Source organism: Micromonospora sp. ZG13, from assembly GCF_059359355.1.
In genome coordinates this window covers 750,095-771,877 of the sequence record NZ_JCADBQ010000001.1, presented here as the reverse complement: position 1 = coordinate 771,877, position 21,783 = coordinate 750,095, and the positions used below count along the sequence as shown (strand labels likewise).

Genomic DNA, 21,783 nt, shown 5'->3' with positions numbered 1-21,783 from the left:
GCTGCGCTCGCTCACGCAGACACCTTAACGACGACGGTGCCGGCGAACTTGTCGTGGAGGCACTGCTGCCAGGGCTTGTCCCACAACTGCCACAGCCCGTCGAGGTAGCTGAGGCCGGGCAGGAAGCCGGCGGCCAGGTACTGCACGGCGTACCGCTTGCCGGCCATCCGCCGGTCGAGGGTGGCGGCCGGGTCGAGCGGCACGATGCGCAGCTTCATCACCTTCTTGCCGAAGGTCTGCCCGGTGCGCTTCATGTATTCGACGTGGTAGAGCCAGTAGAGGCCGAACATCACCACCATCAGGCCCAGTTGAAGCAGGAACAGCGGCAGCAGGAACTCCGTGAGGAACGCGTCGGGCGTCGGCCCGAGGGTGCCGTCCGGGTTGGTCCGGGACAGGTCGCTCGTCATGTTCAGGAACAGGATCAGCATCGGCGGCATGAGGAGGACCATCACCACGGCCCCGCTCAGCGCGCCGTCGATCAGCGCGGCGAGCAGCCGGTCACCGAAGCTGGCGAGCGGCTGCCCGCCCGGGCCGAGCGCCGGGGCCGGGCGGGGCGGGCCGGCCCAGCCCGGGGGCGGCGGGGTCCAGCCGGGCGGCGGGAACTGACCGGGCGGGACGTGCTGCGGCGGCACCGCGTACCCCTGGTGGGCGGGACCGGCGGGCGGCGCGAAGCCGCCGGCGGCGGGCGGGTGCCCACCGGCCGGCGGCGTCGGGTACGTCGGAGGCTGCGTCACGCCGTCAGTGTTACAGGTTGCCGCGCGCTTCCTGCTCCCGCTCGATGGCCTCGAAGAGCGCCTTGAAGTTGCCCTTGCCGAAGCCGAGCGAGCCGTGCCGCTCGATCAGCTCGAAGAAGACCGTCGGGCGGTCCTGCACCGGCTTGGTGAAGATCTGGAGCAGGTAGCCGTCCTCGTCCCGGTCCACCAGGATCTTGCGGGCCTTCAACTCCTCGATCGGCACCCGTACCTGGCCGATCCGGGCGCGCAGCTCCGGGTCGTCGTAGTACGAGTCCGGGGTGTCCAGGAACTCGACGCCGGCGGCGCGCATCGCGTCGACGCTGGCCAGGATGTCGTTGGTGGCCACGGCGATGTGCTGGGCGCCCGGGCCCTGGTAGAACTCCAGGTACTCGTCGATCTGCGACTTCTTGCGGGCGATCGCCGGCTCGTTGAGCGGGAACTTCACCTTGCGGGTGCCGTTGGCGACGACCTTGCTCATCAGCGCCGAGTAGTCGGTGGCGATGTCGTCGCCGATGAACTCGGCCATGTTCGAGAAGCCCATGACGCGCTTGTAGAACTCGACCCACTCGTCCATGCGGCCCAGCTCGACGTTGCCGACCACGTGGTCCACGGCCTGGAAGAAGCGCTTCGGCTGCACGCCGGCGTCGATCATCGGCTGCCGGTCCACGATCGGCTTGCGGGCCACGAACCCGGGCAGGAACGGGCCGGTGTAGCGGGACCGGTCGACCAGGGTGTGCCGGGTGTCGCCGTACGCCGCGATGGCGGCCAGCCGGACGGTGCCGTGTTCGTCGCTGACGTCGTGCGGCTCGACCAGGCCGGTGGCGCCCTGCGCGGTGGCGTGCGCGTACGCGGCGTCGACGTCCGGCACCTCCAGCGCGATGTCGGAGACGCCGTCGCTGTGCTTCGTCACGTGCTCGGCGCCGTCGGCGTCCGGGCGGACCGCGCCGGTGAGTACGAACCGGGCCGAGCCGCTGGTCAGCACGTACTGGGCGTGGTCGCGGTAGCCCTGCTCCGGGCCCCGGTACGCCACGCAGGTCATGCCGAACGCGGTGGAGTAGTAGTGCGCGGCCTGCTTGGCGTTGCCCACGAGGAAGTGCACGTGGTCGAGGCCCTTGACGGGGAACGGGTCGCGGCTGATGTCGTGGTCGACGGCGCCGACGAGCACGTCGACGTCGACGTCTTCGGTTGCCTGGGGTCGGTCGATCGCCTGGGTCATCGCGGTCTCCCTCAAGTTCCGGTCGGCCTCGTGGCCGCCGCCGTCGGTCGTGTGCCGTGGCTCTGTGGCGAGGATCGCGGTGAAGGGCCGCACTGGGCAACTGTCGTGCCTGTGCCTGGTCAGGTTGCGCATTAAGTAGGGTGCAACCGTATGAGTGCTGGTCAGGTTGTGCAGCTCGATGCCCTCGATGCGCGGTTGATCGAACTGCTCGCGGAGGAGCCGCGGATCGGGGTGCTGGAGTCGTCCCGGCGCCTCGGGGTCGCCCGGGGCACCGTGCAGGCCCGGCTGGACAAGCTCGCCGAGCGCGGCGTCATCTCCGGGTTCGGGCCGGAGATCACCCCGGCGGCGATCGGGTTCGGGGTGACCAGCTTCGTCACGCTGGAGATCAGCCAGCGGCACGGGCACGACCGGGTCGCCGCGCACCTGGGCGCGATCCCGGAGGTGCTGGAGGCGCACACCATCACCGGCTCCAGCGACCTGCTCTGCCGGATCGTTGCCCGCTCGAACACCGACCTCCAGCGGGTGATCGACCAGATCGTCTCGTACGAGGGCATCCGCCGCGCCTCGACGATCATCGCCCTGGCCGAGCAGATCCCCTACCGCACCCTTCCCCTGGTGCGCTCCGCCGTCCAGCGGTGAGCAGCGGGCCGAAGGCCCTCCCGTACGCCCTCGGGCACGCGAGAAAGGGCGGCGACACGGCGGCGCGGGAGGGCGGGCGCGCGGCGGTCGTCGCTACGGTGTGCGTGTGGCGAAGGCGGGCGGCCTCGGTGGGTGGCGTGGTGGGCTGCTGCTCGCGCTCGCCGCGGTCGTCGCGCTCGCCGCGACCGGGGTGTGGAACCCGTTCCCCGCGGTGTGGGACTGGGTCGACCGCAGCGAGCCGATCTCCAAGCCCGACGTGGTCTGGCAGCAACGCGTCGGCGGCACCCCGCGCAGCGTGACCATCGCCGGCGAGACCGTCGTGGTCGAGCAGCGCACCCGCGTGGAGGCCCGCAGCCTGGCCACGGGCGCCCAGCTGTGGGAGCGCAAGGCCGACTGGTCCGCGGTGGCCGGCGGCGACCGGGACCCGGTCGTCGTCGTGGGCAAGCTGCTGGTCAAGGGGTACGAGGTGCTCGACCCGACGACCGGCGCCACGCGGCGGCGCGACGGCGACGCGGTGGCCGTCTGGACGTACCGCAACATGCTGCTCGACGCCCGCTGCGTCGACGCCACCGACTGCACGGTGAGCGCCTGGGACCCGCGCGGCACCGCCCCCCTCTGGACGGCCTTCGTGCCGGGGGTGCGCAGCGGCCTGCTCGGCGACAACCCCGGGCTGCTCGACACCCGCCGCCTCGACGCCGTCCGGATCGACGACGAGGTGGCCGGCCCGGAGCCCGTACCGCCGCTGCTCGGTTTCCCCATCGACGGGCGGGTGCACGTCCTCGACACCGCCACCGGGCGGATGCTCCAGGACGTCGAGCCCGGCCGGGACGAGCGGCTGTCGGTGGTCGGCGGCCGGTTGCTGCGGATCACCGCCCGCTCCCAGGACGGCACCTGCTACTTCGCCATCTCCGGGCGGGACCCGGCGACCGGCCAGGAGGCGTGGCAGCGGGCCGGGATCAACCTGCGGACCGCCGACAACGCCGGCTGCGCGCAGCGCGAGGACCCGTACGGGGCGCGCAACGTGCTGATCGGGGTGGCCCCGGACGCCCGTGAGGCGGTCCTCGACGGCTACGACGGGCGGCTGCTGCTGGTCACCGACGCCGGGGAGCGGCTGCTCGCGGTCGACGACCGGCACGCCCTGGTCCGGACGGCCGACAAGCGGGCGGTGGTCGGCCGGGAGCTGGGCGCCGGCCGGGTCCGGTGGACCCGCCCCACCGGGGCGAAGGCCGGCGCCGCGCTCACCCCGTACGCGGCCGTGATCGCCGACGAGAAGCCGTCCCGGCTGGTGGCGCTGGAACCGCGTACCGGGCGGGAACTGGCGAGCCTGCGCACCTCCGCGAACGCCCTCGCGGTCGGCCCGGGTGGCATGGTCATCGGCGAGGGGCGGGAGATCGGCTACGTCCGCTTCGGCGGCGCGCGGGGCGCCCCCGTCCCGCCGCGCGACGGCGGCGTACCGGGCCCCGGCGGCACGGGGAGCGTGCCGGGGCCGGCGGACAGCTGCGGCCCGAAGCGGGAGCTCTGCCCCGGGTGAGAGCGTCGTCCCAGGACCGACCCGGCGGGTGGGACTGATCGACCCTTCTGCCCTAGGCTTTCCGCTCATGAGCAGTGCCGCCGCGTTCTCGTACGCTCCCTTGCTGCCGACCGGTCCGGACCAGACGGAATACCGCCTGGTCACCGACGAGGGCGTCGACGTCGTCAACGGGCCGGGGGGCCGCCGGTTCCTCACCGTGGAGCCGACCGCGCTCACCGCGCTGACGGCCGAGGCCATGCACGACATCGCGCACTTCCTGCGCCCCGCGCACCTGGCCCAGCTGCGCGCGATCATCGACGATCCGGCGGCCTCGCCGAACGACCGGTTCGTCGCGCTCGACCTGCTGCGCAACGCCAACATCGCGGCCGGCGGCGTGCTGCCGATGTGCCAGGACACCGGCACCGCCATCGTGATGGGCAAGCGCGGCCGGCACGTGCTCACCGACGGCAGCGACGCCGAGGCCCTGTCTCGCGGCGTCTACCAGGCCTACACCCGGCTCAACCTGCGCTACTCGCAGCTCGCCCCGCTGACCATGTGGGAGGAGCGCAACACGGGCAGCAACCTGCCGGCCCAGGTCGAGCTCTACGCGGAGGACCCCGACGGGCAGCCCGACGCCTACAAGTTCCTCTTCATGGCCAAGGGCGGCGGCTCGGCCAACAAGTCCTACCTCTACCAGGAGACCAAGGCGCTGCTGAACCCCACGCGGATGATGCAGTTCCTGGAGGAGAAGCTGCGGCTCATCGGCACCGCCGCCTGCCCGCCGTACCACCTCGCCGTCGTCATCGGCGGCACCTCCGCCGAGTACGCCCTGAAGACCGCCAAGTACGCCAGCGCCAAGTACCTGGACGCGCTGCCCACCTCCGGCTCGATGAGCGCGCACGGCTTCCGGGACCTGGAGTTGGAGGCGGAGGTGCTGGAGCTGACCCGCAACTTCGGCATCGGCGCGCAGTTCGGCGGGCGCTACTTCTGCCACGACGTACGGGTGGTCCGGCTGCCCCGGCACGGCGCCTCCTGCCCGGTGGCGATCGCCGTCTCCTGCTCGGCCGACCGGCAGGCGGTCGCCAAGATCACCCCGTCGGGCGTGTGGCTGGAGCGGCTCGAGACCGACCCGGCGCGCTACCTGCCCGACGTCACCGACGAGACGCTCGACGCGTCCGAGGTGGTGCGTGTCGACCTCAACCGACCGATGGACGAGATCCGCGCCGAGCTGTCGAAGTACCCGGTGAAGACCCGGCTGTCGCTGACCGGTCCGCTCGTGGTGGCCCGCGACATCGCGCACGCCAAGATCGCGGAGCGGCTGGACGCCGGCGAGCCGATGCCGCAGTACCTGCGCGACCACGCCGTCTACTACGCCGGCCCGGCCAAGACCCCCGAGGGCTACGCGTCCGGCTCGTTCGGCCCGACCACCGCCGGGCGGATGGACGCGTACGTGGAGAAGTTCCAGGCCGCGGGCGGCTCGCAGGTCATGCTCGCCAAGGGCAACCGGTCCGCCCAGGTCACCCGCTCCTGCCAGCAGCACGGCGGCTTCTACCTCGGCTCGATCGGCGGCCCGGCCGCCCGGCTCGCCCAGGACTGCATCAAGCACGTGGAGGTCCTGGAATACGCGGAGCTGGGCATGGAGGCGGTCTGGAAGATCCAGGTGGAGGACTTCCCGGCCTTCATCGTGGTCGACGACAAGGGCAACGACTTCTTCGCCGAGGTCACCAAGCCGGTGCTGACGGTCGGCCGCCGCTGACCCGCGTACGCGAAGGGGCGCCGGGCAGTGGCCCGGCGCCCCTCGTCGTTGCCCTACGTCAGCTCGCCCGGCTGGCGTAGAAGGTGCCGCTGAAGGTCTCCGAGACGGTCCCGTCGCCGGTCCGCGTGTAGACGGTGACCCGGTGGATCCCGACCGTCGTCGGGGTGTAACCCACCGACGCCGACCCGTCGGCGCCCGCCGCGACCGTCTGCGCCGGACGGCCGTCGAAGGAGTAGACGAACTCCGTCACCCCGGGCATGCCGGGCTGGAGGACGAACGTCCCCGGCGTGCCGGCGACCGCACCCTGGAACTTGTTGATCGGGTACTCGACCGAGCTGACCGTGGGCTTGGTCGCGAGGTGGAACCGGTAGCTGCCCTCGCCGGACGGCAGGTCACCGGCCGTCCGGCTGCGGACGTACACGGTGTTGTAGCCCGGCTTCGTCGGCGTGATCGTGACCGTGACCGTGCCGTCGGCGGTCGCCGGCACGGTCTGCTCCGGTCCGTCGTCGAGCCGGTAGGTGTACTCGACGACGTCCTCCATCCGGGGCGCGAACGTCAGGGTGCGCGGCTGGCCGAAGCCGGCCGTCGGGTTGGCGTCGGTGATGGTCGGGCTGGTGGTGCGCACCCGGAACACGTAGCTCGTGGGCGTGGAGCGGTTGCCCGCGAGGTCCACCGCCTCGACGGTGAGCGTCCTCGGCCCGTCCCGGTCGGGGGTGAGGGTGACGGTCGCCGAGCCGCCCGGGACGTCGGCCGCCACGTCGGTCGCCGGCTGCCCGGACACGGTGTAGCGGAATCGCACCGTGTCGGTGTCGCCGCCGGCGGAGAAGGTGAACTGGCCCGGGATGCCGGGACCGCCGTACCAGCCGTCGTCGGCCGGGTAGTCCGTGGAGCTGACCGTCGGCGCGGCGGGGCTGGTGGTGTCGACCGCGAACCGGCACTCCGGCGACCAGGCGGAGGTGGCGTGCTGGTCGGCCGCGCGGACCGCGAAGGCGTAGCTGCCGCCCTCGACCATCGCGTCGGCGGGCACCGTGTACTGGAAGCGGCGCGGCGCGGAGAACGTCCCCGAGGTCCACTCCGTCCGTTCGTCGGGCCGGTCGACCGGCCACCACGCGAAGGTCGCCGTCACCTGTTCGACGAGGCCGGTCCCGTTCGCGTCCGGGTCGGTGACCTCGGCGGCGAGGGTCGGCGTGGCGGTGTCGACCACCTGGTCGCCGGCGCAGTCCCGCCCGGCGACGGTGAGGGCGCCCGGTACGTCGGGCGCGGCGTTCGCGGTCAGCGAGATGCCCGGCGTCCGCAGCCGCCGACCGTGGTGCTTGTTCTCCTCGTGGTCCCCGGGGACCCGGATCATCAGCGTGAGCGAGCCCCGCCCGGCGTCGACCGCCTGCTGCACGGTCCGCGTGAGCGGCAGTTCGAGGTGGGCCGCCGGGCATCCAGCGGTGGGACCGAGGTCGCCGACCTTCTCCCGTACGGTCGGCGCGTCGTCCCAGGTCGGCGCGGTCGCCGGCGAGTCCGTGCGCCACAGCTCCAGCTCGCGCGGCCGGTCGCAGTCCGCGACCGCCGACTCCCCGGTGCGTAGCGTGGCGTCGATGATCTCCTTGCCCTGGTAGGGCGTCAGGTCGAATGTGAGGTAGGCCCTGGTCGTGTGCTTGACCCCGGCGGTCTCCAGGGTGCCGACCGGGACGTCCGCTTCGGTGGTGGTGGTGAAGGTCGTGCCCTGCTGCCGCGCGTCCGTGTAGCTCACGCTCGTCGGTGGGACCCAGTGGGCCGGTGCGGCGACGGCGGGCTGGGTGGTGACGACGACCGCCCCGGTGGCGGTCAGCAGTGCGGTGAGCCCCGTGGTGAGGAACCGGCGCGGAGCGCGCCGTCGGCGTACGGCGGGCACGCCGGTGGAACCCCGTTGTTCGTGCAAGGTGGAAGACCCTCCGATGGAGTGCGAATACTTCCACGATCCTAAGTGCCTGGTCCCGGTGCCGGCGCCCGACTTTCGACCGATCCCGTGCGCCGGCCGGTCCCTGCCGCGTACGCGGGGGCCGGGCTGGACTGGGCGATCATCTGCGAGTCCCTCGTCGAGGCGGCAGGATGGTACGCGTGACGACTCCAGAGGCGACGGGCTACCGGATCGAACGCGACTCGATGGGCGAGGTGGAGGTGCCCACCGAGGCGCTGTGGCGGGCGCAGACCCAGCGCGCGGTGCAGAACTTCCCGATCTCCGGCCGGGGCATCGAACCGGCCCAGATCCGGGCGCTGGCCCAGATCAAGGGCGCGGCGGCCGAGGTCAACGGCGAACTGGGCGTGATCGACGCGGACGTGGCGGCGGCGATCGCCGCCGCCGCCGCGCACGTGGCCGACGGCGGCTACGACGACCAGTTCCCGATCGACGTGTTCCAGACCGGGTCCGGCACGTCGTCGAACATGAACACCAACGAGGTCATCGCCACCCTGGCCGGCCGGGAGCTGGGCCGCGACGTACACCCGAACGACGACGTGAACGCCTCGCAGTCCAGCAACGACGTCTTCCCGTCCTCGATCCACCTGGCGGCCACCGAGGCCGTGGCGCGGGACCTGCTGCCGGCGCTGGCCCACCTGGCGGAGGCCCTGGAGGGCAAGGCGGCGGAGTTCGAGACCGTGGTCAAGGCCGGGCGTACCCACCTGATGGACGCCACCCCGGTGACCCTCGGGCAGGAGTTCGGCGGGTACGCCGCCCAGGTCCGCTACGGCATCGAGCGGCTGGAGGGGGCACTGCCCCGGCTGGCCGAGCTGCCGCTGGGCGGCACGGCGGTGGGCACCGGCATCAACACCCCGCTCGGCTTCGCCGCGAAGGTCATCGAGAAGCTGCGCGGCTCGACCGGGCTGCCGCTGACCGAGGCGCGCAACCACTTCGAGGCGCAGGGCGCCCGGGACGCGCTGGTGGAGACCTCCGGGCAGCTGCGCACGATCGCCGTCGGCCTCTACAAGATCGCCAACGACATCCGCTGGATGGGCTCGGGCCCCCGCGCCGGGCTGCGCGAGCTGCGCATCCCCGACCTCCAGCCCGGCTCGTCGATCATGCCGGGCAAGGTCAACCCGGTCGTCGCCGAGGCGATGCGGCAGGTCTGCGCCCAGGTCATCGGCAACGACGCCGCCGTCGGGTTCGCCGGCTCCCAGGGCGACTTCGAGCTGAACGTCATGCTCCCCGTGATGGGCCGCAACCTGCTGGAGTCGGTCCGCCTGCTCGCCGCGTCGAGCCGGCTCTTCGCCGACCGCCTGGTGGTCGGCCTGGTCGCGGACGCCGAGGTCTGCCTGGCGTACGCCGAGGGCTCGCCGTCGATCGTCACCCCGCTCAACCGCCACCTCGGGTACGACGAGGCCGCCTCCATCGCCAAGGAGGCGCTGGCCAAGCAGATCTCGATCCGCGAGGTGGTCATCGCCCGGGGGCACGTCGACTCGGGCAAGCTGACCGAGACCCAGCTCGACGAGGCGCTCGACCTGCTCCGGATGACCCACCCCTGAGTCGTCCCGCCTCGCCTCGCCCGGGGGTCCGTGCCGGGTGGTGTCCGGTCCCCGCTCGCGGAGGGCGGTGTGTGCGCTGTCGACCTGCCCCGCCGGTGAGACCGGGGCGCCGACGGCCCTGCCGACAGCCAGGTGTCCCAGCGCTGACCCGAAAGCGGACCATCCGACGTAGAGCACCGGGCGAGGGCCGTGTGCGCGGAGTGGTCCCATGGGCGGGGCAGCTCGACAGGGCAGGGGCAGGCGTGCCGACGGGCGGGACGGTTGACACGCTTCCATCGGCGGCGTCGACGGCGGTGACGGTAGTGCCCGGCGTGGAGGTCCTGGACCGCCTCGGCCGCGAGCGCGTGGTGTGGCTGTGCACCCTACGCCCGGACGTTTCGCCGCACCTGTCGCCGGTGTGGTTCCTGTACCGCGCCGGGGGACTGGTGGATCGGCACGGGGGAGCGGACGCGCGGCCGGGCCCGCTGAATCGTCGCCGTCAACCGCGCGAGGCGGACCTGCGGGCGCGGTAGGCGGTGACGGCGGCACGGTTACCGCAGCCGGCGTCACAGAACCGGCGGGAGCGGTTCTTCGACAGGTCGACGAGCACGTTCTCGCAGTCCGGGTGGTCGCAGATCCGCAGCCGGCGCAGCTCACCGGCGCGTACGAGGTCCGCCAGCGCCATCGCGGCCTCGACGGCCATCCGGGTTGCCAGCGGCGCGTCGCGCGGCACGGCGTGGAAGTGGTACGGCTCGTCGTCGTGGGTGATGAGCTGGGGCAACGCGTCGTACTCGCGGAGCAGTTCGTTGACGATCGTGACGATGCCCTCGGTGTCGGCGTACCAGACGCGGCGCAGCCGGGGCCGGAGGTCGCGTACGGCCCGCAGTTCCTCCTCGGTGTGCTCGTGCCGCCCGCTGTAGGCGTGGGCGACGAAGTACGCGTCCAGGGCGGCGACGTCGGGCAGGCCCTCACCGTCGCGGCCGGCGGTGTTCACCAGCGCTGCCACGGCGGTCAGGGAACATTCCGTGTCATGGGTGAAAAGCAACTTGACTCCTGTCGGGGGGCCGACCTAGCGTCACGAGTGAAGTTGCATTTTACTCATGACAGTGGGAGTGGATCGATGCGTCAGCCACCCGCCGCCGGGCTCGGCCTCGGCCTCGCCCTGCTCTCCGCCGTCACCTTCGCCACGTCGGGCACCTTCGCCCGGTCCCTCATCGACGCCGGCTGGTCGGCCGAGGCGGCCGTGATCGCCCGCGTCGGCGTCGCCGCGCTGATCGTGGCTGTCCCGGCCGCGCTGTCGCTGCGCGGCAGGTGGGGCGTGCTGCGCCGCAACCTCGCCGCGATCGGCGTGTTCGGGCTGCTCGGGGTCGCGACGGCCCAGGTCTGCTTCTTCAACGCGGTGCGCTACCTGCCGGTCGGTGTCGCGCTGCTGCTGGAGTATCTCGGCATCGTCCTGGTGGTGGGCTGGATGTGGCTGGTCCACGGGCAGCGTCCCCGCCGGCTGACCGTCGCCGGCTCGGTGGCCGCCCTCGCCGGCCTGTTCTTCGTCCTGGACCTGACCGGCGCCGGCCGGCTCGACGCGGTGGGCGTGCTCTGGGGGCTCGGGGCGGCGGTCGGCCTCGCCGGCTACTTCGTGCTCGCGGGACGGGTCGACGAGGATCTGCCCTCCGTGGCCATGGCCAGCGGCGGCATGGCCGTCGGGGCCGCCGTCCTGCTGCTGCTCGGGGCGGTCGGTGCGCTGCCGCTGCGGGTGGCCTTCGGCGAGGTCACCTTCGCCGGGCAGCGCACCAGCTGGTTGGTGCCGGTGGTCGGGCTGTCGCTGATCGCCGCCGTCGTCGCGTACCTCGCCGGGATCGCCGGCACCCGGATCCTCGGCGCGCGGCTGTCGTCGTTCGTCGGGCTGACCGAGGTGATGTTCGCAGTCCTGATCGCCTGGCTGGTGCTGGGCGAACTGCCCGCCGTGGTGCAACTGCTCGGCGGCGCACTGATCGTCGCCGGCGTCGCCCTGGTGCGCGTCGACGAGCTGCGCGCTCCCCGTGCCGACGACCGCCCGGAGCCGCGCGCCACCGAGCCCGCCCTGCCGTGACGACCTGAACGGTCCGGCCTGCTGCCCGCAGTGCGGATGAAAACGAGATTCCCGCCATAGCCGACGCTGCCCTGGCGGAATGCGCACCGGTGATGTCTGATGGCTGCCACGTCCCTCAACGAGAGGATCCGATGTGGTGAGCAAGCGCTTCACCGCCGGTGCTGTCGCGTCCGCGACCGCGCTGGCACTTGCGGTGACAGGTATGAGCGTGCCGGCCAGTGCCGTGCCGGCCAGTGCCCGTACCTTCACCGTCGTCGCCGAGGACGGTGTCTCCGCGGACGCGGCCATCGCCGCCATCCGTTCGGCCGGCGGCACGGTGGTCTCCCGGTCCGACGAGGTCGGCATGTTCCGGGTCACCAGCGACCGGACGGACTTCGCCGCGAAGGCCACTGCCGCGTCGGCGCTGATCGGCGCCACCGAGCAGAAGGCGATCGGCCGTAAACCCAAGCTCGACCGGGTCGAGCAGGAGCACCTGCTGGCCGCCGCCGCTGCCAAGGGCGCCGGCGCCAAGCGCGGCAAGAAGATGGACCCGCTGGACGACAAGCTCTGGGGCCTGGAGATGATCCGGGCAGACCAGGCGCGCAAGATTGAGCCGGGCGACCGCCGGGTCACCGTCGGCGTCCTGGACACCGGCGTCGACGCCAGCAACCCGGACATCGCGCCGAACTTCAACTGGGCGCTGTCCCGCAACTTCGCTCCGGACATCGTCGACGTCGACGGCGAGTGCGAGGTGGCGAGCTGCCTCGACCCGGTCGGCACCGACGACGGCGGGCACGGCACCCACGTGGCCGGCACCATCGGCGCCGCGGCCAACGGCTTCGGTCTCTCCGGCGTCGCCCCGAACGTCTCCCTGGTCGAGCTCAAGGGCGGCCAGGACTCCGGCTACTTCTTCCTGGAGCCGGTGGTCAACTCCCTGCTGCACGCCGGGAAGGTCGGCCTGGACGTGGTCAACATGTCCTTCTACGTCGACCCGTGGCTCTACAACTGCACCGCCAACCCGGCCGACTCCCCGGAGCACCAGGCCGAGCAGCGGGCCATCATCAAGGCCATGAAGCGGGCCCTGAACTTCGCCCACAACCGGGGCGTCACCCTGGTCGGCGCGCTGGGCAACAACCACGAGGACCTGGGCGACCCGCGGACCGACGTGTCGAGCCCGGACTACGGTGACACCGCGCCCTACCCGCGCGAGATCGACAACGACACCTGCTGGGATCTGCCCGCCGAGGGCCCCAACGTGATCAGCGTGTCGGCGGTCGGGCCGTCGGGCAAGAAGTCGGACTTCTCGAACTACGGCACCGAGCGGACCGCCGTGGCGGCGCCCGGCGGCTGGTTCCGCGACGGCTTCGGCACGGACACCTACCGCACCGACGCCAACATGATCCTCTCGACGTACCCGAAGAAGGTGCTCCAGGAGGAGGGCTCGGTCGACGCCGACGGCAACATCGTCGCCGGCTTCGAGGAGACGGTCTTCAAGCAGTGCAAGGCCAACGGTGAGTGCGGGTACTACACCTACCTGCAGGGCACCTCGATGGCGGCCCCGCACGCCTCCGGCGTCGCCGCGCTGATCGTCAGCAAGCACGGCAAGAAGGAGCGTCACGGCGGCTTCGGGATGGCACCGAAGCTGGTGGAGCAGCACCTCTACCGGACGGCGACCGAGCGCGCCTGCCCGGAGCCGCGCCTGCAGTCGTACGCCAACGAGGGCCGGGACGCCGAGTTCGACGCCTACTGCGCCGGAGGGCTGAACTTCAACGGCTTCTACGGTTACGGCATCGTCGACGCGTACGCGGCGGTGAAGACCCCGCTCAAGCCCAACGCCCGCCCGTAACGACGCACCACCCGAGGGGCCCGGCCGACTTCGGCCGGGCCCCTCGCACGTCCGGCGGCGGGCGGTCGATTTGGTTGCCCGACGCGGGCGCCCCGGTCACGGGCGCCAGCCCCGGGCGCCGAGCGCGGCGCGAGCCTCGCGCAGGACACCCGGGAAGTCGTGGCGCAGCCGCCTGCCGGTGACCGGCAGCACGAGCCAGCCGGCGCCGACCAGCCGGGCGATCCGGTCGAGGCGCCCGCCATCGGCCTCGGCGTGCCGCCCGTCCTGGGCGACGGCGACGCGGTACGCCGACCACGCCAGGTCGGCGTGCACGACCAGCCCGGCGGCGACCCGGACCGGGTGCCGGACGGCGGGGCGCGGCAGCCCGGCCAGCACCAGCCGGACCCGCAGCTCAGACTCGGCCGGCGACCGGGCGCCCGGATCCGCCAGGCCGAACACCCAGCGGGCCCGGCGACCGCCGGGCCGGTCGGCGTTGCGGGTGGCGACGTCGGCGAGGGCCGTGCGGCTGGTCAGCCCCTGCCGCAGCAGCGAGTCGACGATGCCGACCGCACGAAGCGGCTCCAACCAGACCGCCGTCTCCCACGCCGCAGACGTCGGATCGGTGCTGACCGGCACACCGGCGGTGCGCAGATCCGCCACCCTCAGGCCGGCCGGAACCGGCCGGACCGCGGTGCCCGGGCCGTCGGCCGGCGCGCGCAGCGCCGTGCGCAGGCCGCCGCCCGGCGGTACGACCACGACCTCCCCGCCACCGGCGGTCGCGGGTGCCGCCGTGTCCCGGCCGCCGGCGGTTGCGCAGACCGCCATGTCCCGGCCGGCGGTTGCGGGTGCCGCCGTGCCCCCGCCCTCGGCCGGCGTGCGGAGCGTCGGGTGCGGACCGCCACCCGCCTTTCCGGGCTGCCGGTGCGGGCCCGTGGAGTGCACGCGCAGGCCCCGTTGCGGGCCGAGCCGCATCGCCCTCGGGACGAGGACGTGCACGTCGTCGACGAACGAGGCGGCGTGCTCGACACCGTGCAGGTAGGCCGCCGAGGGGCCGGCGACGACCGCCTCGCGCGGCAACCGCAGGGCGGCGGCCCGGCAGGCCAGGGCGTGGTCCCGGTCCAGCCGGGCGTCGGCGTAGACGTCGTGGCGCAGGCGCAGCCAGGCGGAGCTGCGCAGTTGGTGCTCGGTGACCAGGCCCTGTCGGATCGCGTCCGAGCCGCGGAAGACCTGCCAGGCCAGGACGCCTGGTCGGTGCGGTGGAGGTGGCATGCGGCCAGCGTGCCCGCCGCCCGGGGCCGCCCGACACCCCTGTGGACAACCGGGGTCGCACCGGGGACCGTCGCCTGTGGACAACCGGAACGACGGCCGCCGGATGTGCTAGAGGACCGCCCCTCGGGAGGCGCAGGACGTCCCCCCAGTCGAGGGAGGTAGAGGGCCGGCCGGCTCAGGAGAGGGCGGCGGCGATGGCGGTGGCCGCGGCGAGGACCTGCGCGCCGACCACCTCGGCGTCGAGCTGGGCCAGCGCCACCACCCCGACGCTCGCCTCCAGGCCCGGCACGCCGAGCACCGGGGCGGCCACGCCGTACGCCCCGGGTTGGAGCTCCCCGGCGGTGCTCACCGGGCCGGCGGCGCCCGCCCGGCCGGCGAGGATGGCCCGTCCCGCCGCCCCGCGCTCCAGCGGGTGCCGCGCCCCCGTCCGGTACGCGACGTGGAAAGACGTCCAGCTCGGCTCGACCACGGCCAGCGCGACCCCCTCGCCGCCCTCGACCACGGTCAGGTGGGCGGTCGCGCCGGCCTGCTCCGCGAGGCGGCGCAACGCGGGCAGCGCCCCCTCGGCGAGCAGCGGCTGGGCCCGTCGCGCCAGGTGCAGCACCCCGGCGCCGAGGCGCAGCCGGCCCTCGCCGTCGCGGCGCAGCATGCCGTGCGCGGCGAGCGCGCCGACCAGCCGGTACACCGCCGCCCGGCCGACGCCCAGCCGGTTCGCCGCCTCGGTGACGGTGAGCCCGCCCGGTGCGTCGGCGACCAGGTGCAGCAGCCGCAGCCCCCGGTCCAGGGTCTGCGCCGTCTCCCCGCCCCGCGCCGTCGTCTCCACGACCAGCAGCGTACGACCCGGCTCCGGACAACCCCGGAACGCGTGGGACGGCTACCCTTGTACGGTGACGCTACGCCTGTATGACACCGCCACCCGATCGGTGCGGGACTTCGTCCCGCGGGAAGCCGGCAAGGTGGGGGTCTACCTGTGTGGTCTCACCCTCCAGGCCCCGCCGCACATCGGTCACCTTCGCTCCGGCGTCAACTACGACGTGCTGCGCCGCTGGCTGCTCGCCGCCGGCTACGAGGTCACCTTCATCCGCAACGTGACCGACATCGACGACAAGATCCTGGTCAAGGCGATGGAGCGGGGCAGGCCGTTCTGGTCGATCGCGTACGCCAACGAGCTGATCCTGGCCGATTCCTACCGGGCGCTCAACGTGCTGCCGCCGACGTACGAGCCGCGGGCCACCGGGCACATCCCGGAGATGCACGAGCTGATCGCCAAGCTCATCGCCGACGGGCACGCCTACCCGGCCACCGACGACTCCGGCGACGTCTACTTCGACGTCCGCTCGTGGCCGGCGTACGGCTCCCTGTCGGGGCAGTCGCCGGACGCGATGCAGTCGGCGGGGGACGCGCCCGACCGGGGCAAGCGCGACCCGCGCGACTTCGCGCTGTGGAAGGGCGCCAAGCCCGACGAGCCGGCGGACGCCTACTGGCCGTCGCCGTGGGGGCGGGGCCGGCCGGGCTGGCACATCGAGTGCTCGGCGATGTGCTGGCGCTACCTCGGCGCCGAGTTCGACATCCACGGCGGAGGGCTGGACCTCACCTTCCCGCACCACGAGAACGAGATCGCCCAGTCGCAGGCCGCCGGGCTGCCGTTCGCCCGCTACTGGGTGCACCACGGGCTGCTCAGCATCGGCGGCGCCAAGATGGGCAAGTCGCTCGGCAACGCCCTCGACCTGACGTACGTCGACTCGCTCGGCGTGCGCCCGGTGGAGCTGCGTTACTACTACGCCGCCGCGCACTACCGGTCCCGCATCGACTACTCCGAGGACGCGCTGCGCGAGGCCGCCGTCGCGTACCGCCGGATCGAGGGGTTCGTGCAGCGGGCCGTCGAGCGCGTCGGCCCCGGCCAGCTCGGTGAGCTGCCGGGCGCGTTCGCGGCGGCGATGGACGACGACCTGAACACCTCGGCCGCGTTCGCCGTCCTGCACGAGGTGGTCCGCGACGGCAACACCGCGCTGACCGGCGGCGACGATGTGACCGTCCGCACGGCGCTGGCCGCGGCCCGCGCCATGCTGGATATCCTCGGGATCGACCCCCTCGACCCGGCGTGGACCGGTGGCGGCCGCGCGGACGACCTGCGCGGCGTGGTGGACTCGCTGGTCGCGCTGGCCCTGGAACAGCGCGCACAGGCCCGCGGTCGCAAGGACTGGGCCGCGGCCGACGCCGTACGCGACCAGCTCAAGCAGGCCGGCGTGGTGGTCGAGGACACCCCCCAGGGCCCCCGTTGGACTATTGGAGAGCAGGACTGATGGCCGGCAACTCGCAGCGCCGTGGCCGGCGTCTGACGCCGAAGGCGGGAGCCCCGAAGGGCTCCGGTGGCAAGAACAAGGACTCCCTCGCCGGGCGGGGAAGGACCCTGCCCGCCGACGAGCGGCCCTGGCACAAGGCATACTCGGGCACCGAGAAGCTGCCCCAGCGCACCGCCTGGAAGCAGGACAAGGAGCGCCGGGCGGCGGCCGAGGAGGGCCGCGCTCCCAAGATCGGCCAGCCCGGCAGCAAGGACACCACCTGGGGCAAGGGCGGTGGCCGGGGCGTACCGACCACGGGCGGGCGCGGTACGGGTGGTCGGGGTGCCAGGCCCACGGGTCGCGGCGGTCCCCGGGTCGCCCCGGGCCGCAAGTCCAACCCGTCGAAGGACACCCCGGAGCTGCTGGTCGGACGCAACCCGGTGCTGGAGGCGCTGCGCGCCCTGGTGCCGGCGACCGCGCTCTACACCGCCCAGGGCATCGACGTCGACGACCGGGTCAACGAGATCATCCGGAGGGCCGCCGACCGGGGCATCGCCAACCTGGAGATCAGCCGGGCCGAGCTGGACCGGATGACGGGCGGCGTGCTGCACCAGGGCGTCGGTCTCCAGGTGCCGCCGTTCGCGTACGAGCCCTTCGAGGACCTCGTCGCGGCGGCGCTGGAGCAGGCCGCCCCGCTGCTGGTGGCGCTGGACGGGGTGACCGACCCGCGCAACCTCGGCGCCGTGATCCGCTCCGCCGCCGCCTTCGGCGCGCAGGGCGTCTTCGTACCGGAGCGGCGGGCCGCCGGGATCACCGCGACCGCCTGGCGGACCAGCGCCGGTGCGGCGGCGCGGGTGCCGGTCGCCCAGGTCACCAACCTGACGCGGTCGCTGAAGGCCTGCCAGGACGCCGGCTTCATGGTGGTGGGCCTGGACGCCGACGGCGAGACCGACCTCTACGACCTGGAGGCCGCCGTCGGCCCGCTGGTCGTGGTGGTCGGCTCCGAGGGCCGGGGGCTCTCCCGGCTGGTCGGCGAGACCTGCGACCTCACGGTCAGCATCCCGATGGTCTCCGACGTCGAGTCGCTCAACGCCAGCGTCGCGGCCGCCGTCACCCTCGCCGAGGTGGCGCGCCGCCGGGCCGCCGAGGGCTGATCCCGCAGACACGAAGAGGGGCGGTCCGCCGATGGCGGGCCGCCCCTCTTCCGTCGTACGTCAGATGCGGTTGCCGGTGCTCGCGTTGAAGACGTGGCTGCGGCCCTCGCGCGGCTTGACGAACACGGTGTCGCCCATGTTCGGCATGCTGCGCCGGTCGGTACGGACCACGAAGCGCTCGTTGTTGCCCTCGAGCGCGGCGTGGCCGTAGATGTTGGCGTCCGAGCCGAGGTCCTCGACCAGCTCGACGACGACGGGCATGCCGCCCTCGGTCGGGCTGACGAGGTCGCAGTCCTCGGGGCGGAAGCCGACGGTCACCTTGTCGGCGCCGCCGTCGGCGCGGGCCGCCTCGACCTGCTCCCGGGTGAGCGGGATGTGCAGGTCGGCGAAGGCGGCGCCCCGCTCGCTCAGCGGCACGGTCTTGATGTTCATGGCGGGGGAGCCCATGAAACCGGCGACGAAGACGTTGGCCGGGGTGTCGTAGAGCGCGCGCGGGGTGTCCACCTGCTGGAGCACACCGTCGAGCATGACCGCCACCCGGTGGCCCATGGTCATGGCCTCGACCTGGTCGTGGGTGACGTAGACGGTGGTGACGCCCAGCTTGGCCTGCAACGACGCGATCTGGGTACGGGTCTGCACCCGCAGCTTCGCGTCGAGGTTCGACAGCGGCTCGTCCATGAGGAAGACCTGCGGCTCGCGGACGATCGCCCGGCCCATGGCCACCCGCTGGCGCTGACCGCCGGAGAGGGCCTTCGGCTTGCGGCCGAGGAACTCCTCCAGCTGGAGCAGCGCCGCCGCCTCCTTCACCCGCCGGTCGATCTCGGCCTTGGAGGTCTTGCGCAGCTTGAGCGCGAACGCCATGTTCTCGTACACCGTCATGTGCGGGTAGAGGGCGTAGTTCTGGAAGACCATCGCGATGTCGCGGGCCTTCGGCGGCAGGTGGGTGACGTCCCGGTCGTCGATGTGGATCGAGCCCTGGTCGACGTCCTCCAGGCCGGCGAGCATGCGCAGGCTGGTGGACTTGCCGCAACCGGAGGGGCCGACCAGCACGAGGAACTCGCCGTCGCCGATCTCCAGGTCGAGCTGGTTGACGGCGGGACGCTCGGTGCCCGGGTAGATCCGGGACGCCTTGGCGTAGGTGACCGTAGCCATGGTGGGGTGCTTCCTCTCACCGGCAGGAACGTGCCGGACGATCCGAGTGAAGGAGCGGTCGGCACGGGACGCGCCGGCCCACGGGCAGCCTCTCGATGATCGAGATGTCGTCCGTGTCACTGCACGGTAAACGGCTTTTCGTCACCTGCCAAGGCGGGGCGCACGGGATGGGACGGGCCGCATAGACATTCCGGTCACTCGGGCACGGGCGGACATCAATCGACCGCCAATGCCGGTACGCCGCAGCGCGTCGGTGACGTTTCCCGTGGTCGGGGGGCCTGCCGAGGCGGAAATCCGGACGTCAGTCGCTATGCTGACGTCGGCACCACACGCCCCTGTAGCTCAGCTGGCCAGAGCACTCGCCTTGTAAGCGAGATGTCGCCGGTTCGATCCCGGCCGGGGGCTCCAAATTTCATCAGCACTTCGCGCCGGGCGGGCGTGGCTGGGTGTCCGTGGACTCCGACGGGCCTTCGGGCGCTCCGCCCTGCTGACCTGTGAGGTCGTCACCGGTCGCGCCCGGGCGCCTGAACGAGGTCGGGGTCGACGCCGGCCTCGCGGAGCAGTTCTCGCAGGCGCTGCTTGACGTCGACCGTGGCGTCGACAGCGCGCACGCCGATGAGACCCCGACGAGGGCTCCGTCAATCACCACGAGAGGGCCACCCGTGCAGTCAGCGGCACGGCGTTTTCCCTGCTGAAGCTGCCCGGCTTACGCGGTGGTGTCGAGATGGACCTCCACGTCGTAGATGAGGCGGACGGGTCTGCCGTTGGTGACGCCGACGAAGACCGGGTCGGCGGCCGGGGTGCGGCCGTGGCGCCAGACCTCGCTGCGGGCGGCTTCCCGGGACTCGTGGTGGTGTCTCCCGGCGCGGTGCAGTGCCAGGACCCGGCGGGCCGTCGTCGGGTCGGTGTCGAGCTGGATCCGCATCAGGGGCATGTCCGGACCTCCCTCGATCGGTGTCGTGGCCGGCGAACCTAACGTCGTGGGGGCAACTTACCGCCGTTAAGTTACTTCAGCACCGTACTAGGGTGGTCGGGTGGCCATCAACGGATCCGACGGGGCGCCGCGCGAAGAGCCGGCCGGTCGTGCCGGTGCTCCCCGCTCGGTGTGGCTCCGTGCGGACCCCGCCCGCGAGCGCCGTACGCCGCCGCTGAACCGCCAGCGCATCGTCGACGCCGCCGTGGCACTGCTCGACGGGCACGGCATCGACGGACTGACCATGCGTCGCCTCGCCCAGCAGCTCGACGTCACCCCCACCGCGCTGTACTGGCACGTGAGGACGAAGGACGACGTGCTCGACCTGGCCGTCGACGAGATCTTCGGCGAGGTGCGACTCCCGCGCGACGTGGGCGACTGGCGCGACGACGTCCGTACGCTCGCCCGGAACTGGCGGGCGGCCATCCTCCGCCACCCCTGGGCGGCGAGCCTGATCGGGCGTCCCATGCTGGGCCCCAACGTGCTCGCGCGCACCGAGTTCCTCCAGTCGGCCCTGGTCCGCGGCGGCTTCTCGGACCGTCGACTGGCGGTGGCCACCCGACTGCTCGCCAACTACGTCATCGGCGCTGCGCTCACCGAGGCCACCTGGCGCCAGACCGCTGATCCGCACGCGCGGGCCGAGGCCCGGCGGCACATCACGGCGAACCCCACCGCCTATCCGACCCTCGGCGCCTCCGGCCACCTCGACGAGGCGCGATGGAGCGACGACGAGCTGTTCGACCTGGGCCTCGACGCCATCCTGGCGTCCGCGCCGGGGTAGCGGGCCCGGCGTGGTGCGCACCCTATGCTGGACGGCGTGAGCAGGGCGACGGAGGAGTCGAACCGGGCCATGCTGCGCGCCCGGGACGCCATGGACCGCGCGTACGACCAGCCGTTGGACATCCCCGCCCTGGCCAGGATCGCGTACGTCTCGGAGGCGCACTTCATCCGCACCTTCCGGGCCACCTTCGGCGAGACCCCGCACCGCTATCTCCAGCGGCGGCGGGTGGAGCGGGCCATGTACCTGCTGCTGCACACCGACCGGGACGTCACCGACGTCTGCTACGCGGTCGGCTTCTCCAGCCTGGGCACATTCAGCCGCACGTTCCGGCAGATCGTCGGGGAGCCGCCGTCGGAGTACCGCCGCCGCAAGGCGCCGGCCGCCGCCGTGCCGGTGTGCTTCACCAAGGCGTGGACCCGGCCCAGCAGCTTCGGGCAGCAGACGTCAGTTTTGGATAAGCAGCAGGTCAGGCCCGCCCCGTAGCGTTTCCGGCATGACGATGAACGCGATCAGCCGCTCCCAGATCTATGTGCTCGACCAGGACGAGGCCCTGGACTTCTATGTCGGCAAGCTCGGCCTGGAGGTCAACACCGACCAGGACCTCGGGTTCATGCGCTGGCTGACGGTGAACCTGCCCGGCGACCCGGAGCGCGAGATCCTGCTGGAGAAGCCGGGCCCGCCGGCGCTGGACCCGGCCACCGCCGAGCAGGTCCGGGAGCTGCTCACCAAGGGCGCGCTGGGCGGTTACCTCTTCATGACGACCGACGACGCGCACAAGACGTACGAGGACCTCGTCGCCAAGGGCGTCGAGATCACCGACGAGCCGATGGAGCGCCCGTACGGGATCGACTTCGGCATCCGCGACCCGTTCGGCAACAAGATCCGCATCGGCCAGATGTTCCCCAGGGGCTGACCCTCGCGGCGGGGACCCTGATCGGGAGCGTGCCGCCGGTGGGTGC

19 protein-coding genes and 1 tRNA gene are annotated in these 21,783 nt (G+C 72.7%); 12 read left to right on the top strand and 8 right to left on the bottom strand.

The features are described 5' to 3' along the window. Window positions 1–11 precede the first annotated feature (11 nt). A complete protein-coding gene (locus AC5L34_RS03720; protein ID WP_441176235.1) occupies window positions 12–734 on the bottom strand; it encodes an RDD family protein in 723 nt (240 codons plus the stop codon). A gap of 10 nt (window positions 735–744) precedes the next feature. Then, window positions 745–1,950 (bottom strand): 4-hydroxyphenylpyruvate dioxygenase, encoded by a 1,206-nt coding sequence (hppD, locus tag AC5L34_RS03715; RefSeq protein ID WP_494823791.1) that lies wholly within the window; start codon window positions 1,948–1,950, stop codon window positions 745–747. Between the two features lie 150 nt (window positions 1,951–2,100). Between hppD and AC5L34_RS03710 the strand changes: the two genes are divergently transcribed. The 3 genes from AC5L34_RS03710 to AC5L34_RS03700 all read left to right on the top strand — a co-directional run bounded on the left by AC5L34_RS03710 (window position 2,101) and on the right by AC5L34_RS03700 (window position 5,855). After that, the gene (locus AC5L34_RS03710) at window positions 2,101–2,589 is read left to right on the top strand and encodes an Lrp/AsnC family transcriptional regulator (protein ID WP_441176233.1); all 489 of its coding nucleotides are present in this window, start codon (window positions 2,101–2,103) and stop codon (window positions 2,587–2,589) included. A gap of 106 nt (window positions 2,590–2,695) precedes the next feature. Then, window positions 2,696–4,120: an outer membrane protein assembly factor BamB family protein gene (locus AC5L34_RS03705; protein ID WP_494823790.1), complete on the top strand. Its 1,425-nt coding sequence runs from the start codon at window positions 2,696–2,698 to the stop codon at window positions 4,118–4,120. A 67-nt stretch (window positions 4,121–4,187) separates the two neighbouring features. Further along, window positions 4,188–5,855: a fumarate hydratase gene (locus AC5L34_RS03700; protein WP_441176231.1), complete on the top strand. Its 1,668-nt coding sequence runs from the start codon at window positions 4,188–4,190 to the stop codon at window positions 5,853–5,855. Between the two features lie 58 nt (window positions 5,856–5,913). On the opposite strand, the gene AC5L34_RS03695 is transcribed toward AC5L34_RS03700, so the two are convergent. Next, the gene (locus tag AC5L34_RS03695; RefSeq protein WP_494823789.1) at window positions 5,914–7,764 is read right to left on the bottom strand and encodes a DNRLRE domain-containing protein; all 1,851 of its coding nucleotides are present in this window, start codon (window positions 7,762–7,764) and stop codon (window positions 5,914–5,916) included. Window positions 7,765–7,934: 170 nt separating this feature from the next. Between AC5L34_RS03695 and AC5L34_RS03690 the strand changes: the two genes are divergently transcribed. Next, the gene (locus AC5L34_RS03690) at window positions 7,935–9,344 is read left to right on the top strand and encodes a class II fumarate hydratase (protein WP_494823788.1); all 1,410 of its coding nucleotides are present in this window, start codon (window positions 7,935–7,937) and stop codon (window positions 9,342–9,344) included. Window positions 9,345–9,822: 478 nt separating this feature from the next. Here the strand turns inward: AC5L34_RS03690 and AC5L34_RS03685 are convergent, their stop codons facing one another. Beyond that, complete coding sequence (locus AC5L34_RS03685) at window positions 9,823–10,368, bottom strand: CGNR zinc finger domain-containing protein (RefSeq protein WP_441176228.1); 546 nt, start codon at window positions 10,366–10,368, stop codon at window positions 9,823–9,825. Window positions 10,369–10,443: 75 nt separating this feature from the next. Here AC5L34_RS03685 and AC5L34_RS03680 point away from each other — a divergent pair, with 75 nt between their 5' ends. Both AC5L34_RS03680 and AC5L34_RS03675 read left to right on the top strand, forming a co-directional pair. Then, window positions 10,444–11,409: an EamA family transporter gene (locus AC5L34_RS03680; RefSeq protein WP_494823787.1), complete on the top strand. Its 966-nt coding sequence runs from the start codon at window positions 10,444–10,446 to the stop codon at window positions 11,407–11,409. A gap of 136 nt (window positions 11,410–11,545) precedes the next feature. Further along, window positions 11,546–13,234 carry a S8 family serine peptidase gene (locus tag AC5L34_RS03675; protein WP_441176226.1) on the top strand — a complete coding sequence of 563 codons (1,689 nt, stop codon included), beginning with the start codon at window positions 11,546–11,548 and terminating at the stop codon, window positions 13,232–13,234. 96 nt (window positions 13,235–13,330) lie between these two features. On the opposite strand, the gene AC5L34_RS03670 is transcribed toward AC5L34_RS03675, so the two are convergent. Further along, window positions 13,331–14,482: a putative endonuclease domain-containing protein gene (locus AC5L34_RS03670; protein ID WP_494823786.1), complete on the bottom strand. Its 1,152-nt coding sequence runs from the start codon at window positions 14,480–14,482 to the stop codon at window positions 13,331–13,333. A 175-nt stretch (window positions 14,483–14,657) separates the two neighbouring features. Next, window positions 14,658–15,305, bottom strand: a complete 648-nt coding sequence (locus tag AC5L34_RS03665) for an IclR family transcriptional regulator (protein WP_089003149.1) — start codon at window positions 15,303–15,305, stop codon at window positions 14,658–14,660. A 64-nt stretch (window positions 15,306–15,369) separates the two neighbouring features. On the opposite strand from AC5L34_RS03665, the gene cysS reads away from it, so the two are divergent. Then, window positions 15,370–16,785, top strand: coding sequence for a cysteine--tRNA ligase (gene cysS / locus AC5L34_RS03660; protein WP_089003150.1), 1,416 nt, complete (start codon window positions 15,370–15,372; stop codon window positions 16,783–16,785). Next, window positions 16,785–17,918 (top strand): 23S rRNA (guanosine(2251)-2'-O)-methyltransferase RlmB, encoded by a 1,134-nt coding sequence (rlmB, locus tag AC5L34_RS03655; RefSeq protein WP_441176222.1) that lies wholly within the window; start codon window positions 16,785–16,787, stop codon window positions 17,916–17,918. Before cysS ends, rlmB begins: the two co-directional genes overlap by 1 nt. Window positions 17,919–17,978: 60 nt before the next feature. Here the strand turns inward: rlmB and AC5L34_RS03650 are convergent, their stop codons facing one another. After that, window positions 17,979–19,070: an ABC transporter ATP-binding protein gene (locus AC5L34_RS03650; protein WP_441176221.1), complete on the bottom strand. Its 1,092-nt coding sequence runs from the start codon at window positions 19,068–19,070 to the stop codon at window positions 17,979–17,981. A 331-nt stretch (window positions 19,071–19,401) separates the two neighbouring features. Between AC5L34_RS03650 and AC5L34_RS03645 the strand changes: the two genes are divergently transcribed. Further along, window positions 19,402–19,478, top strand: a tRNA-Thr gene (locus AC5L34_RS03645). A gap of 298 nt (window positions 19,479–19,776) precedes the next feature. Here the strand turns inward: AC5L34_RS03645 and AC5L34_RS03640 are convergent. Continuing rightward, window positions 19,777–20,004, bottom strand: a complete 228-nt coding sequence (locus AC5L34_RS03640) for a hypothetical protein (RefSeq protein WP_089003170.1) — start codon at window positions 20,002–20,004, stop codon at window positions 19,777–19,779. A gap of 100 nt (window positions 20,005–20,104) precedes the next feature. On the opposite strand from AC5L34_RS03640, the gene AC5L34_RS03635 reads away from it, so the two are divergent. From AC5L34_RS03635 to AC5L34_RS03625, 3 genes are read left to right on the top strand one after another with little or no spacing between them, the layout of a single operon-like run. Beyond that, window positions 20,105–20,824 (top strand): TetR/AcrR family transcriptional regulator C-terminal domain-containing protein, encoded by a 720-nt coding sequence (locus tag AC5L34_RS03635; protein WP_494823785.1) that lies wholly within the window; start codon window positions 20,105–20,107, stop codon window positions 20,822–20,824. A 36-nt stretch (window positions 20,825–20,860) separates the two neighbouring features. Beyond that, a complete protein-coding gene (locus AC5L34_RS03630; RefSeq protein WP_441176219.1) occupies window positions 20,861–21,307 on the top strand; it encodes a helix-turn-helix domain-containing protein in 447 nt (148 codons plus the stop codon). 10 nt (window positions 21,308–21,317) lie between these two features. Then, entirely contained in the window at window positions 21,318–21,737 is a 420-nt protein-coding gene (locus tag AC5L34_RS03625; RefSeq protein WP_121401524.1) for a VOC family protein, read from the top strand. Window positions 21,738–21,783: the final 46 nt, after the last annotated feature.